Genomic DNA, 14,056 nt, shown 5'->3' on the forward strand with positions numbered 1-14,056 from the left:
CCCCATGCCACGTTGATCGGTGCAGCCATGAAGCGCGACAGGCGGCGATACGAGTTGATGTACGGCGCGAAGATCGGCATCAGTGCAGGCGTGTATTTCTGCAGACCCGCGATATAGCCGGTGAACATCGATGTCGGTTTGCCGTCGGGACCCGTGAACAGGTTGTGCCCGGTTTCTTCGTCCACGAGGCTCTGGTGCATGTGCATTGCCGAGCCCGGTTCGCCTTCCATCGGCTTGGCCATGAAAGTCGCGTACATCTTGTGACGCAGCGCGGCTTCACGCACCGTGCGCTTGAACAGGAACACGCTGTCGGCGAGCTTCAGCGGATCGCCGTGCATGAAGTTGATTTCCATCTGCGCGGCGCCGACTTCGTGAATCAGCGTGTCGACTTCCAGTTCCTGCACTTCGCAGTATTCATAGATGTCTTCGAATAGCGGATCGAATTCGTTGACCGCTTCGATCGAATACGCCTGGCGTCCGGTCTCCGGACGGCCCGTACGGCCGATCGGCGGTTGCAGCGGCAGATCCGGGTCCTTGTTCATGTCGACCAGATAGAACTCGAGCTCGGGCGCGATGACCGGCTTCCAGCCTTTGGCCTTATAGAGTTCAAGCACGCGGCGCAACACGCGGCGCGGCGAGATCGCGACGGGCGTGCCGTCGAAGTGAACGCAATCGTGGATCACCTGGGCGGTCGGATCGATGGCCCACGGAATCATGCGGATGGTGCTGGCATCAGGAACGCACACCATGTCCGGGTCGGTGACGCCGGTGAGCGTGCCGTCTTCCGGATAGTCTCCTGTGACGGTCTGGATCATCACCGCCTGCGGCAAGCGCATGGACTCGCCGGATTCGAACTTGCTGCGCGGAATGATCTTGCCGCGTGCGATCCCGGCCATATCCGGAATGATCGCTTCGATTTCGGTGACGCGGTTCTTTTTCAGGAATTCGTCGATCTCGTTCATGGCTCTCTATCCGTCCCCCCATCGACGCTACGCACAACGTCCTCTGTGCGCGCGGCTCTTGCAACATGCCGTTCCAGGTACCGCAGATCCTCCAGATGCAAGGGACCTATGGCGAACGACGGATGGAGCGTAGCATCGCGCATTTATTGAATAAAAATAGTTTTCCTACCTTATGGATAGTTTTTTTAGATGCAAATTTATCTCGCTCCTCTTCGCCTATTAATGTGTGTTCACAATCTGCTCCGGCGTTCGAGTAACGAAACATTGAAAGTGATCAGCAAGGAATGCAAGTCCGAAAATGGATAGGAAAAACAGATGCAATGGAGAGCAAATTTGTTCTTTCCGCTCCCTTTTTGTTGATCGACAGTACGGTGTCAGAACAGTAGCTGTCGCGATCATTGATACAGGAGATGGGCGGGTATACCTCCCCATCGCCAGACCGGAGTTATTCCTTGAGTCATTCTTCAGCAGATATCCACAACCATATGGACTGGCGGCGACTGGCCGCAGAAATTCTCCCGCGAGCGCAGGCACACATTGACGGTCGCTTCACGGACGCTCAAGACGGCGAGACCTTTCAGGCGATCAATCCGGCGACCGAGGCAGTGATTGCCAACGTTGCATCCTGTGGCATTGCAGATGTCAACGACGCCGTTCGTGCTGCCCGTGTTGCATTCGATGCAGGGCATTGGTCGCGTTGTCCGCCGACGGAACGCAAGCGCGTCCTGTGCCGGTTAGGTGCGTTGATTGCGTCCCACGGCGCAGAGCTCGCTTTGCTTGACTCGCTCAACATGGGCAAACGCGTGGCCGACGCCTTCGACATCGACGTGCCGGCCGCGAGCAGCCTGTTCTGCTGGTATGGCGAGGCGATAGACAAACTGAACGGCGAAGTCGCGTCGACCGATCCGGGCAATCTCGCAGTTGTCACGCGCGAACCACTCGGCGTGGTCGGCGCAGTCGTGCCGTGGAATTTCCCGCTCGATATGGTGGCCTGGAAAATTGCACCTGCACTCGCGGCCGGCAATAGCATCGTGCTGAAGCCCGCGGAGCAATCGCCGTTGTCTGCGTTGCGTCTTGCAGAACTCGCGCTCGAGGCTGGACTGCCGCCAGGCGTGCTAAACGTCGTACCCGGGTTCGGAGAGACGGCAGGACGCGCGCTCGGATTGCATCCGGACGTCGACGTCCTGGCATTTACGGGATCAACGGCCGTCGGCAAGAAATTTCTCGAATACGCCGCGCATTCGAACATGAAACAGGTCTGGCTCGAATGCGGCGGCAAGAGTCCGAATCTGGTTTTCGAAGACGCGGACGATCTCGATCTTGCGGCCCGCAAAGCGTGCTTCGGCATCTTCTTCAACCAGGGCGAAGTGTGCTCGGCTAATTCACGACTGCTGGTGCATCGCTCGATCCATGATGAATTTGTCGATCGCCTGATCGCCCATTCGCGCGACTTCATGCCGGGTGATCCGCTTGATCCTGCCAGCGGCATGGGCGCCATCGTCGACCGTGCGCAATTTGACCGGGTAAGAGGATGGATCGAGCGAGGGCGCACGAGCTCGACGCTGGCAACCGGCGGCGGGACACGGCTTGTTGACGGCAAAGGCTATTTCATCGAGCCGACCATCTTTGTCGATGTGAACGCGCGCGATCCGATTGCGCGAGAGGAGATCTTTGGGCCGGTCCTGTCGGTTCTGAAATTCGACACGGAAGACGAGGCGATCGAGCTCGCCAACGATTCGATTTATGGACTCGCCGCATCGGTCTGGACGGGCGGCCTGTCACGCGCACATCGCGTGGCGTCACGCTTGCGTGCCGGCACGGTTTCCGTCAATACCGTCGACGCACTCAGCGCGCAAACCCCATTTGGAGGTTTCCGCCAATCGGGGTTTGGCCGTGATCTGTCGTTGCATGCACTCGACAAATACACGGGCCTAAAAACGACGTGGATCAGCTACTGATCCGACATGGTCAGGCGGCTGGAACAACGCCGCAAAGAGGCTAAGAGCGTGTTTGCGCTGCGGCCGACCCGCCGCATCGGACACGCGAGGCGAAATTCGTCTGTCACACAACTGGAACCTTGAACATGAATGCTCCTCACTTCCCGCACCGCGCCACTCGCGATTACCAACAAAGCGATGCAGCCCATCACCTGCATGCCTTCGTTGATCAGAAAGCCCTGAACAACGAAGGAGCGCGCGTGATGGTGCGGGGCGAAGGCGTCTATCTCTGGGACAACGACGGAAACCGTTACATCGACGGCATGTCTGGCCTCTGGTGCACCAACGTCGGTTACGGCCGTCAGGAACTGATCGATGCAGCGTCACGGCAAATGAAGGAACTGTCGTACTACAACATGTTCTTTCACACCACGCATCCCGCAGTGATTGAATTGTCGGAACGACTGTTCTCGCTGCTGGGCGATCGTTTTAGTCATGTCGTGTACACGAACTCTGGCTCTGAGGCGAATGAAGTGCTCATTCGCACGGTCCGGCGATACTGGGACATCCAGGGCAAGCCCGGCAAGAAGGTCTTGATCGGGCGAATCAATGGCTACCACGGGTCGACCGTCGGCAGTGCGTCCTTGGGTGGCATGGCCTTCATGCATGAGATGGGCGACCTTCCGATTCCGAATGTGACGCACGTCGACGAACCCTACTGGTATGCGAACGGTGGCGATCTGAGTCCCGAAGCATTCGGCAAGCAGGCCGCGTTGTCGCTCGAAAAGAAGATTCTCGAACTGGGCGCGGACCGGGTCGGTGCCTTCATCGCCGAGCCATTTCAGGGGGCGGGCGGCATGATCTTTCCGCCGGACGGCTACTGGCAGGAGATTCAACGCATTTGCCGTCAGTACGACGTGCTGTTGTGCGCGGACGAAGTGATTGGCGGTTTCGGACGGACCGGAGAGTGGTTCGCGCATCGACACTTCGGATTCGAGCCGGATCTGATCTGTATTGCGAAGGGTCTGACGTCTGGCTATGTGCCGATGGGCGGTCTGGTGATGAGCCGGCAGGTCGGCGAGGCACTTGTCGAAAGAGGTGGTGTCTACGCGCACGGACTGACCTATTCAGGTCACCCGGTCGCGGCGGCGGTTGCGCTGGCCAATCTCGATGTCCTCGAGAAAGACCGTCTTGTCGAGCGCACGAAGAACGACACCGGTCCGTATCTGCAGAAGGCATTGCGTGATGCATTCGCCGATCACCCGTTGATCGGCGAGATCCAGGGCGTAGGCGCGGTGGCCGCGATACAGTTCGCGAAGAATAAGGCCACGCGCGAGCGCTTTAGCGACGAAGCCGAGTTGACCTGGCATAGCCGGACGGTCGGTTTCGAACTGGGCGCCATCGTGCGCTCGACGAACGGCCGGCTGATCGTCGCCCCGCCGCTCGTGATCGACCATGCGCAGATCGACGAACTGGTCGACAAGATGCGGCAGGCCGTCGACGCGACTGCACAGAAGGTACTCGGCAATACCCGTTGATCCTGTTCGGTGTGATCGAACGCCGGCGCAATCGTGTTCTTGCGATTGCGCCGGTTCAGCGCGGCGCCGGTGCCGGCGAATTGGCGGCCACTTCGGTGGTCGTTGATGTGACTTTTCGCGACCACCGGATTCACCAAAGGTGAGGGAAAACGGGAGACCTGCCTAGAACTTCACCTTCAATTGAAACCCGATCGTGAACGGAAGATTGTCCGAGGGGATCGGTGGAATCACAATGAAGTTAGCCCCGACGCGCTTGTATTCAACCATCACGATCGGCGCGACCACCGGTCCGATCGTGTGGTTGCGGCCCAGGCCCCAGTTGCCATAGTTATAGCCCGAGATGATCCCGCCGATCGCCGCGATCCGCACGATGCCCCAGTGCGCGAACTCAGGCGCCCAGACGCCGCCGCCATAGTACGAAGGCCGCCGCAGCGAGTTGCGAAAGCCGCCGGCAGTCACCGCCCATTGATTGTTGAGCCAGCATTCGACGCCAAGACCAGGGTTGAATTGCTCGAAATGGGTATTTGGGTCGGGGTTGATGTGATACGAGCCGAGCATTGCGTCGACCCATACGCCGCCCTCGCACCAGTTGCCCGCATGCGCCGCGGACGCCGCCCCCATACTCGCGACGAGCACCATGGCGGTACGCCGAATGGTCTTCTTGATCTGCCGAAAATGCATGTGTTCTCCGTCACCGGTCGAGCGCCGGTGTCATCTATGTTCTGGGTATTCTTGCTTGCCGTCTGTCGCGCACTGTACCTCAACCCGCACGGGCGATGTGGAGGACGCGCTCGGGCGCGCGGGCACAGGACGCGCCCCGCGGCGCAGATGCAACCATAACGGAGAACCGATGGCAGAGCGGTGAATACCCGGCAGGTGTTCACCTTCAATGTCGGAGATAGGTCTAGAGGCCGAGGTCGGACAGGCCCGGATGATCGTCGGGACGGCGGCCGAGCGGCCAATGATAAAGACGGTCCGCCTCGCGGATCGGCAAATCGTTGATGCTGGCATGACGGCGCGCCATCAGCCCGTGCTCGTCGAACTCCCAATTCTCGTTGCCGTATGAACGGAACCAGTTGTTCGAGTCGTCGTGCCATTCGTAAGCAAAGCGCACGGCGATGCGGTTATCCGTGAATGCCCAGAGCTCCTTGATCAGGCGGTAGTCCAGTTCCTTGGCCCATTTGCGGCGCAACAGTCCGACAATCTCCGCGCGACCATGCGTGAACTCCGCACGGTTGCGCCAGACGCTGTCGGGTGTGTACGCGAGCGACACGCGCTCGGGGTCCCGGGTGTTCCAGCCGTCTTCCGCGGCGCGCACCTTCTGGATAGCGGTTTCGCGTGTGAACGGCGGCAGTGGCGGGCGGGTTTCGATCGTATCGGCCATGGTGGTACCTCAGTCAGGTTGTGGTGCGCCGGGATGGCGGTCGTTTGCTCAGGGCTTTGCCTTGCGACCTGCTCGCTGATTGAACAGCGAGTGGGTCCGATTCGCTTGCGGACTCGATGTCGAGCAAGGCTTCTGCGGCGGCTCGCGCGTCGAGCGCGGCGTCGGCCTCGCCGCTCACCAGCGCTACGGCGATGGCGCCGTCGAGCAGGATCAGCCATTGGCGCGACAAGCGCGCGGCGCGGCGGGCGTCCATGCCCGACTCGGCCACATACTCATCGCACTGGGTTCGCACGAATGCGAGCAGGCGTTCCTTGTGCTCACGCGCGACGATCCGGATCGGATCATCCGGGGAAGCGATTTCGCCGGCCGCGTTCAAAAACGCACAACCATGAAAATCCTCCGACGCAAACCATTCGCGCAGCACGTCGAACATGCCGAGCATGTGTGTGCGCGCAGTCTTGCCATGCTGCAGCGTGCCCGCGATAAACCAGTTCATCCAGCGTTCGTCGCGCCGCTCCAGCGCGGCGGCGACAAGTGCATCTTTCGATTCGAAATGCGTGTAAAAGCTTTTGCGCGCGGTGCCGGACTGCTTGACGATCGCATCGACACCTGTGGCGTGGATGCCGCCGGCGTAGATCAACGCTTCCGCCGTGTCGAGCAGCCTTTCACGCGCGCTGCCGGACGCAGCCAATTTCGTTGAGTTTTGGGTAGCCATGTGCGAAGGGTAGAACGATCATTCTCCTTCGTCAAGTTTTTGTGCGCTTCGGCGGATTGGGTACGCTTGCTGCTATCGTGGTGACGATCGATCAACTGGAACGAATCTCATGAATCGCTCTATTCTCCGCGCGACGTTTGTACGCGCGTTATTCTGCGCAACGCTGCTAACGGCGGTCGCCTGTACGCCTGTGCGAGTGCTCACTCATACGGTGAGCCAGAACGAAGCGCGCGTGCCGGCCGGACGCTATGACCTCGACCCGGACCATTGCAGCATTACCTTCGACATCGATCACTTCAAGTATTCGCGCTTTACCATGCGCTTCGACCGCAAGCAGGGGCAGCTTGACTGGAACGAAGGAGGGCTGGACAGGAGCAGCGCGACGATTACGATCGACGCCGCGAGCATCGATACGAATGTGCCGCTTCTCGACAAGATGGTGAAAAGCGCGAGTATGCTGGACGTGTCGCGCTATCCGGAGCTGCGCTTCGCCAGCACGCGCTTTGAGCGCACCGGCGAATCGCGCGGCACGTTGAGCGGCGACCTGACGATTCACGGCGTCACACAACCCGTGACGCTCGACGTGACCTTCAACGGTTTCGCACCCGATCCGCTCACGAAAAAAGACACGCTCGGTTTTTCCGCGGACGGTCATTTCAGCCGCGCGAAGTTCGGTTTGGCGACGTGGTATCCGGCTGTCGGCGACGATGTTCATGTGCGCGTTCAGGCCGAGTTCGTTAAAACGCCCGCAGGCGGGTGAGCACGGTGCGGGCGTTTCGTTTCAGGCGTTTCGTTTCAGGCTGTTTGTTTCAGGCTTCTCGTTGTAGCGGCTGCGCCCGAATGCGGCGCTTTTTCAACTCACGCAGCGGTCCAGTCAAGAATCACCTTGCCGCTCTCACCTGAGAGCATCGTGGCGAACGCTTCCTGATAATCGTCGACCTTGAAGTGGTGCGTGAGGATCGGCGACAGGTCCAAACCGCTTTGCAACATCGCGACCATCTTGTACCAGGTCTCGAACATCTCGCGGCCATAAATGCCCTTGATTTCGAGGCCTTTGAAAATGACCTGGGTCCAGTCGATTGCGGTCTGCGCGGGCGGAATGCCGAGCAGCGCAATCTTGCCGCCGTGGTTCATCGCCTCGAGCATGCTGGTGAAAGCGCTCGGCACACCTGACATTTCCAGCCCGACGTCGAAACCTTCGGCCATGTGCAGATCCGCCATTACGTCGCGCAACGATTCACGCGAGACGTTCACCGCACGCGTCGCGCCCATCTTGCGTGCGAGTTCGAGGCGATAGTCGTTGACGTCGGTGATCACCACATTGCGTGCGCCAACGTGTTTCGCAATCGCCACCGCCATGATGCCGATCGGCCCGGCGCCGGTGATCAGCACATCTTCGCCAACCAGGTTGAACGACAGCGCCGTATGCGTGGCGTTGCCGAACGGATCGAAGATCGCGGCGAGATCATCGGAGATTTCAGGCGGAATCTTGAACGCATTGAACGCGGGAATCACGAGGTATTCGGCGAATGCGCCTTCGCGATTCACGCCAACGCCTACCGTATTGCGGCACAGATGCCGGCGTCCTGCACGACAGTTGCGACAGAAGCCGCAGGTGATATGCCCTTCGCCCGACACGCGATCGCCGATCGCAAAGCCACGCACTTCCTGGCCCATTTCGACGATTTCACCGACGTATTCGTGGCCGACGTGCATCGGTACCGGGATCGTCTTTTGCGCCCAGTCGTCCCACTTCCAGATGTGGATATCGGTACCGCAAATCGCGGTGCGCGTGATGCGGATCATCACGTCGTTGTGACCGACTTCAGGCTTCTTCACATCCGTCAGCGTAAGGCCCGGTCCGCGCTCGAGTTTTGCCAATGCTTTCATGTGCGCCTCCGCCTCAGATGATGCCAAGTTGACGGCCGACGCGCGCGAACGCGTCGACGGCTCGATCGATTTGTTCCGGCGTGTGCGCGGCGCTCATTTGCGTGCGGATGCGCGCACGACCTTTGGGCACCACGGGGAACGAGAAGCCGATCACGTACACGCCTTCCTTCAACAACGCGTCGGCCATGTTCGATGCGAGTTGCGCGTCGCCAAGCATGACCGGAATGATCGGGTGTTCGCCGGGCACAAGCGTGAAGCCGAGCGCGCTCATCGCGCGGCGGAAATGCGCGCCGTTTTCACGCACGCGCTCGCGCAGTTGCGCACCTTCGTCGCTGGCGAGCAATTCGAGTACTTTCAGCGAGGCAGCGGCAATGCTCGGCGTGAGCGTATTCGAGAACAGATAGGGACGTGAGCGTTGGCGCAGCAGATCGATAACCTCCTGACGCGCGGCGACGTAACCGCCGGAGGCACCGCCGAGCGCCTTGCCGAGCGTGCCGGTAATGATGTCGACGCGCGACAGCACACCGCAATGTTCCGGCGTGCCACGCCCATGTTCGCCGACGAAGCCGACCGCGTGCGAATCGTCGACCATCACCAGTGCGCCGTGGCGGTCGGCGAGATCGCAAATGCCTGCGAGGTCGGCGATGATGCCGTCCATTGAAAACACGCCGTCGGTCGCGATCAGCTTGAAGCGTGCGCCGGCGGCGTCGGCTTCCTTCAGCTTGGCCTCAAGATCGGCGAGATCATTGTTCTTGTAGCGAAAGCGCTTCGCCTTCGAAAGCCGAACACCGTCGATGATGCTCGCGTGGTTCAACTCGTCGCTGATGATGGCGTCGTTGTCGTCGAGCAGGGTTTCGAACAAACCGCCGTTCGCATCGAAACAGCTGGAGTAGAGGATGCAGTCGTCGGTTTGCAGGAATGCGGCCAGCGCTTTTTCGAGGTCTTTGTGCACGGTTTGCGTGCCGCAAATGAAACGCACCGAGGCCATGCCAAAGCCGTCGTTATCCAGGCCAAGCTTAGCGGCCTCGATCAGCCGTTCGTCGTTGGCCAGACCGAGATAGTTGTTCGCGCAGAAATTCAGCACTTCCGTGCCGTTCGCGAGGCGCACGTCAGCCGATTGCGGGCTGGCGATCACGCGCTCGTTCTTGTAAAAACCGTCAGCGCGAATCTGCTCGAGAGTGCCGCGCAGATGGGCGAGGTAAAGGTCACGCATGAACCAGACTCCTGAAAGGGTGGTGCGCTCCGACATGTCCGGCATCTGCGGCATTTTCGACGTCGAGGCGGCCTGTTATAGTCGGCTGTCAGTTTTATCGGATATTTTCGTTTTTCCGAACTAAAATCCGGTATGTCGAACAACTCTAAACGATAGGTCAGTAAATGGCAAGTTCGGGAATCCGCCGTGCAGCAGCCAATGCGGCACCTACTTCCGGCGCAAGCCCGGTACCGGCGAGCGCAGCGCCGCCGCGCGTCGGCGAACAGATTCAGCGTCTGCGCGCCGAACGGCGCATGACGCTCGACGATCTGTCGCGCGCGGCCGGCGTATCGAAATCGATGCTCTCGGAAATCGAACGCGACAAGGCCAATCCGACGATCGCGGTCGCCTGGCGTCTGACGAACGCGCTCGGCGTCAGTCTGGATTCGCTGTTCGCGCCGCAAAAGGCGCCGGAGGCGATCGCCGTCTCCGGTCCGCACGACATTCCAACTCTGAGCGGGCACGACGCCAAGTATCAGTTACGTGTCTGGGGGCCGATCGAGTTGGCCGGGAAGTTCGAATGGTACGAACTGACGCTGCAGTCGGGCGGGGCGCTGGTGTCGAACGCGCACGAACCCGGCACGCGTGAGCATCTGACCGTGCTGCAAGGATCGATCGAGATCGAGGCGGCGGGCACAACGAAGCGCCTCAAGGCCGCGGACACCGCGCGCTACGTCGCCGACGAGCCGCACGCGATCCGCAACGCCGGAAAGGGCGAGGCAAAAGCGCTGCTGGTGGTGATTCATGGCTGAGGTGCGGGCGCACCGTTGCTGATGGTTGGCTGATTCGGGCTGAATTGGCCGTTCGGCTAAGGTTGCGCGAGACACTGTATATTTGTACAGTACAGGGTATCGACTGGAGCCGATAATGAACGACCTGACCACCGAACAAGCCGAGCATGCTCTGGCCGCGCTGCGCTACCAAACCGCGGCGCGCGATCTTGAACACATCGTGCGCAACATCGCCGCGCGCTACATCGTCCAGCAGGTGCCGCTCTCGTGGCGGCTGCTACATGCAATCGAAGCCGAAGCGTTGGCGGATCTCGGGTTTGCCAGCCGGCACGACGCGATCATGCTCGGCCTGTTCCAACGGCCGTCCGAGTTGCCTTATCCGGAAACGGACGAGGCGGCGGACTTCGGCACATCCACCGCGTTGCCGGCGGTATTTGCGTTTGCCGTCTCGGCCTATGAAGAGGCGGCACGCCGCACCTCGCAACCTGCGTCTAAAAGCGCTCCGCTAAAACACGCGCGCGCGTGGGGCGACTGACTTAGACGCTGTACTTTCATCGGTTGCCATCTACAATATGCGCAACTAACGGAAAGATAGCGTATGTCACCTCCTCATCTGTCCGACCCGGTCCCGCGCCCTGCACCGTCAACTGATCTCTTCGATCGGGAACGTGAAGACTGGCGCCGCGATCCGCAAATCGCGTTCGACGCATGGCTTGCCAAGCAGCATTTCAGGCGCTCTTCAGCTGAAGTCTATCAAGCGCAGTGGGGGCTTTTCCTCGACTGGCTTGCCGCTCGCCAAAAGAGTCTGGTCACGGTCGATACGCAAACCATCGCTGAATTCGTGAGCGGACTGGCAATCCGAAAACCGCAGCGCGTCAGGTATTTGCGACTCATTGAACGGGTGCTGGACCACGTGCGCGAAATCGAATCCGCGTCGACCAATCCTGCGCGCTTCATTGCTCAGGATGGCGAAGCAGCATGGCGAAATGCACGCGATAACGAGCCGACCGGTTTTCTCAATCATGCCGAACGGGCTGCGCTCGTCGCACACCTGTTTTCGCCCTTGCCGGCCTTGTCCGTGGCTCAGCGCTGGAGAGAGCGACGCGATCGTGCATTGATTGCTGTGTTTCTCGGCGGCGGACTCAAAACGGGAGAGGCAGCCGTACTTACAGTTAGTTGCGTGAATGTCGGCTCACCCTGGGTAACGATCGAGTCCGCGAATCCGATATTGACGCGACGTACCCGGCTCGCGCCATTCGCGGCCGCCATTCTCGACGCATGGCTTGCCGAAAGGCGCCTCTCTGAACTGGCGGGCAATCTGGTCTTTCCCGCTTCGCCGTCAGGGCGCCCAATGCACAAGGCAACAATGCTGCGCGCAGTCGACGCGTTGATCGACGCGGCTGGAATTGCCGCGTCGCGAGCCTCACGCGCCAGTCCACAAACCTTGCGCAACACCTTCGCGGCAGACCTGTTCGAGAGCGGGGTTGAGGCAGAGCTGGTCGGACAATGGCTGGGATTTGTACAGGCTGTGTCCGCCAACCGTTTGTATCGGGCATGGCAAAGGTGGATGGATCAGCAGGATTCGCCGATCGTCAATGAACCGGATCCAGCCGCTCCACCATTGCCCACACCCCGGCGCGACGGACGTTTGACGAGAAAAGGGTGAGCGGGCAAGCCCTGAAAATACTCACCCATGGGGTCCCGAATTTCCTCACCTTTGGCGATTTAGCCGCTTTGACGTCCGCGCCGAGCGGTCATGCCGACGCCGCAATCGAACCGCGCGATAAAAACCGGCTGACCGCCTCCAGCCTTGATTCACCGGGCCCTGACGAGTGATCGCACTCCGGACATTGCAGTTCGAAGCGGTGATCCACTTGCGATAGCTCGGGCTCACCTTCCTCACATTTTGGGCAGCGCAGGGGCAGCGTGACATGGCCGTCTGCTGCCGTGCCGATCGCTGTCAGCTCGTCCGCCGTGAGCCTGCCTGCTTCGACCAGCGAACACAGCAGGCCTGCGATCGCCGGGTCGATGCCCTGTTGGCCGCGCAGCATGGCAACTTCTTTCGTCAAAACATCCACTTCGTCCGATTGTTCGCGCAGTTGCGCGTCGAGCCTGTCGCCGCGCGCCTTGGCTGTGGCGATCTGCTGGATAAACTCGAATTCCTTGCGGCTTGCGTCACGTACCCCCGACTGATAGGTCGCCGCCATGCTGCGTAACGAATCGAGCTCGACCAGCATCGGCTTCACACGCCGCTCGGCTTCGGCGACGGCGTCTTTGATCTGTTGCGCATAGTGTTCGGTGCTTTGGCGCAATTCCACATGCAATGCATCGATACGGTCGCGGAGCGCCGCGTTGGTCGCCTGTTCCGTGTCGAGACGTTGACGCAGCGTTTCGTTTTCGCCGTCGAGCCGGCGCACCGTTGCCTGTAAGCCTTCCTGGTGAGCGGTCCCGTGTGTCGTCATGCTGGATAGCTCATTCTCCAGTACGCGGACGCGTTCCCACGCGGCGTCAGCTTTCAGTTCGCTGCGCTTGATCGCCTCTTCTGACACGTCGCGGCGAATTTCCGCTTCTCGCGCGCGTTGGTCGGCGGCGGTGATTTGCGCCTGAATTTCGTCGCGCTCGCTGTCGAGAGTCGAGCGGGCATGGCCGATGGCCTCTTCAAAGAGTGCGCCTAACAGTTCTCCAGCGCGATCTTCCAGTGCTTTCGGAATAGCGCCGGCACCCACTTTTACGCGCGACACCGTTCTGATGCGCTCCCAAAAGTGGTCAATGTCCTTCGGTATGTCGCTTGCGCTGCCCGTTTGGGTCAGGTCGCGAACGGCCGCCATGGACGGGCGAATCCCCAAATCAAAAAAGAGTCGCTTGCAAGCATGCAGTGATAGTTCCTGCCGCCGTGCCCCATTAGCCCTCAACGATTCAAGCTCGTTACGGATGGCTTGCCGTTCTTGATCCAGATTCATGTATACCTCGATCTAGCTCGAATTGGATGAATCATAACAATTTACGTATTGTTTGCTACGTATTTGTTTGCGGCGAGTGTTATTTGGCCAGTAGGCGTGTTTCAGGGTTGCTGGTAGGTCACCAGATCGGTGCAAGCTGGTTTTTCCCGTGAAACAAAACGAAGACTATCCAATAAGCCTTTGTAAATAAAGAGGTTTCGTCGGCTTCTTTCTGATCGCGCACTGTTTCACGAACGCATGATGAGAGCTGGGGTGGTGGAATGATCTTGTCCGAAGGACACGCGGGGAAATTCTAGAGAGTAGTAAAAGTAAACACCTTTGAACCCATGTTAAAAACGTTAACGCCACGGCAAACCCTTGCCAGGTAGGGGTTTCCGGGTGGCAAGGTGAGGCTTTGCGGGAATGGTGGTGAGATCTTGCGGGAGGTTCGAGTGATGAGGTTCGGGGGCCTCGGTGAGCGGGTCCGGGACAGAACGTGAGCGGGTTCAGGAGCCGCCCCAAAAGTGCGGTTTGGCTAAAGGTGAGGTTTTGCGGGACCTGAGCGTCGGGGATCGCCCTGCAGCACTCAAAAGTCGGTTCAGTGTGTGGCCGCCCCAAAGGTGAGCGATTTCGGGACCGCCTTGGACCCCAATTTTTGACCTTATTTCGGCCTCGTAAACCCCATTGGTGAGACAAGACAGGAGAAAA

The 14,056-nt window shown here is 59.9% G+C and carries 13 protein-coding genes; 6 read left to right on the forward strand and 7 right to left on the reverse strand.

What is annotated here, in order from left to right; translation table 11 throughout:
• Positions 1-962: glutamine synthetase family protein (locus HHL24_RS15205; protein ID WP_169486281.1), on the reverse strand; the 962-nt coding region annotated here is incomplete at its 3' end.
• Between the two features lie 485 nt (positions 963-1,447).
• On the opposite strand from HHL24_RS15205, the gene HHL24_RS15210 reads away from it, so the two are divergent.
• On the forward strand, positions 1,448-2,920 hold the full coding sequence (locus HHL24_RS15210) for an aldehyde dehydrogenase (RefSeq protein WP_230417484.1): 1,473 nt from the start codon (positions 1,448-1,450) through the stop codon (positions 2,918-2,920).
• Between the two features lie 125 nt (positions 2,921-3,045).
• Complete coding sequence (locus HHL24_RS15215) at positions 3,046-4,437, forward strand: aspartate aminotransferase family protein (RefSeq protein WP_169486283.1); 1,392 nt, start codon at positions 3,046-3,048, stop codon at positions 4,435-4,437.
• 162 nt (positions 4,438-4,599) lie between these two features.
• On the opposite strand, the gene HHL24_RS15220 is transcribed toward HHL24_RS15215, so the two are convergent.
• From HHL24_RS15220 to HHL24_RS15230, 3 genes are all read right to left on the reverse strand, one after another.
• Entirely contained in the window at positions 4,600-5,118 is a 519-nt protein-coding gene (locus tag HHL24_RS15220; protein WP_169486284.1) for a hypothetical protein, read from the reverse strand.
• A 223-nt stretch (positions 5,119-5,341) separates the two neighbouring features.
• A complete protein-coding gene (locus HHL24_RS15225) occupies positions 5,342-5,821 on the reverse strand; it encodes a nuclear transport factor 2 family protein (RefSeq protein WP_169486285.1) in 480 nt (159 codons plus the stop codon).
• Between the two features lie 13 nt (positions 5,822-5,834).
• Positions 5,835-6,536, reverse strand: a complete 702-nt coding sequence (locus tag HHL24_RS15230) for a TetR/AcrR family transcriptional regulator (protein ID WP_169486286.1) — start codon at positions 6,534-6,536, stop codon at positions 5,835-5,837.
• 109 nt (positions 6,537-6,645) lie between these two features.
• On the opposite strand from HHL24_RS15230, the gene HHL24_RS15235 reads away from it, so the two are divergent.
• Positions 6,646-7,296: a YceI family protein gene (locus HHL24_RS15235; RefSeq protein WP_169486287.1), complete on the forward strand. Its 651-nt coding sequence runs from the start codon at positions 6,646-6,648 to the stop codon at positions 7,294-7,296.
• Positions 7,297-7,394: 98 nt separating this feature from the next.
• Here HHL24_RS15235 and tdh read toward each other — a convergent pair whose 3' ends face one another.
• The gene (gene tdh / locus HHL24_RS15240) at positions 7,395-8,426 is read right to left on the reverse strand and encodes an L-threonine 3-dehydrogenase (RefSeq protein WP_169486288.1); all 1,032 of its coding nucleotides are present in this window, start codon (positions 8,424-8,426) and stop codon (positions 7,395-7,397) included.
• A gap of 13 nt (positions 8,427-8,439) precedes the next feature.
• Positions 8,440-9,639, reverse strand: a complete 1,200-nt coding sequence (locus HHL24_RS15245; RefSeq protein ID WP_169486289.1) for a glycine C-acetyltransferase — start codon at positions 9,637-9,639, stop codon at positions 8,440-8,442.
• Between the two features lie 164 nt (positions 9,640-9,803).
• Between HHL24_RS15245 and HHL24_RS15250 the strand changes: the two genes are divergently transcribed.
• The 3 genes from HHL24_RS15250 (at position 9,804) to HHL24_RS15260 (ending at position 12,075) form a co-directional block, all read left to right on the forward strand.
• Complete coding sequence (locus HHL24_RS15250) at positions 9,804-10,430, forward strand: helix-turn-helix domain-containing protein (protein ID WP_169486290.1); 627 nt, start codon at positions 9,804-9,806, stop codon at positions 10,428-10,430.
• 115 nt (positions 10,431-10,545) lie between these two features.
• Positions 10,546-10,944: a DUF2471 family protein gene (locus HHL24_RS15255; protein WP_169486291.1), complete on the forward strand. Its 399-nt coding sequence runs from the start codon at positions 10,546-10,548 to the stop codon at positions 10,942-10,944.
• 63 nt (positions 10,945-11,007) lie between these two features.
• The gene (locus HHL24_RS15260; protein ID WP_169486292.1) at positions 11,008-12,075 is read left to right on the forward strand and encodes a tyrosine-type recombinase/integrase; all 1,068 of its coding nucleotides are present in this window, start codon (positions 11,008-11,010) and stop codon (positions 12,073-12,075) included.
• An 88-nt stretch (positions 12,076-12,163) separates the two neighbouring features.
• Here HHL24_RS15260 and HHL24_RS15265 read toward each other — a convergent pair whose 3' ends face one another.
• Entirely contained in the window at positions 12,164-13,369 is a 1,206-nt protein-coding gene (locus HHL24_RS15265) for a DNA-binding protein (protein WP_169486293.1), read from the reverse strand.
• Positions 13,370-14,056: the final 687 nt, after the last annotated feature.

Origin of the sequence: Paraburkholderia polaris, from assembly GCF_012927345.1 — a bacterium.
GTDB lineage: Bacteria > Pseudomonadota > Gammaproteobacteria > Burkholderiales > Burkholderiaceae > Paraburkholderia > Paraburkholderia polaris.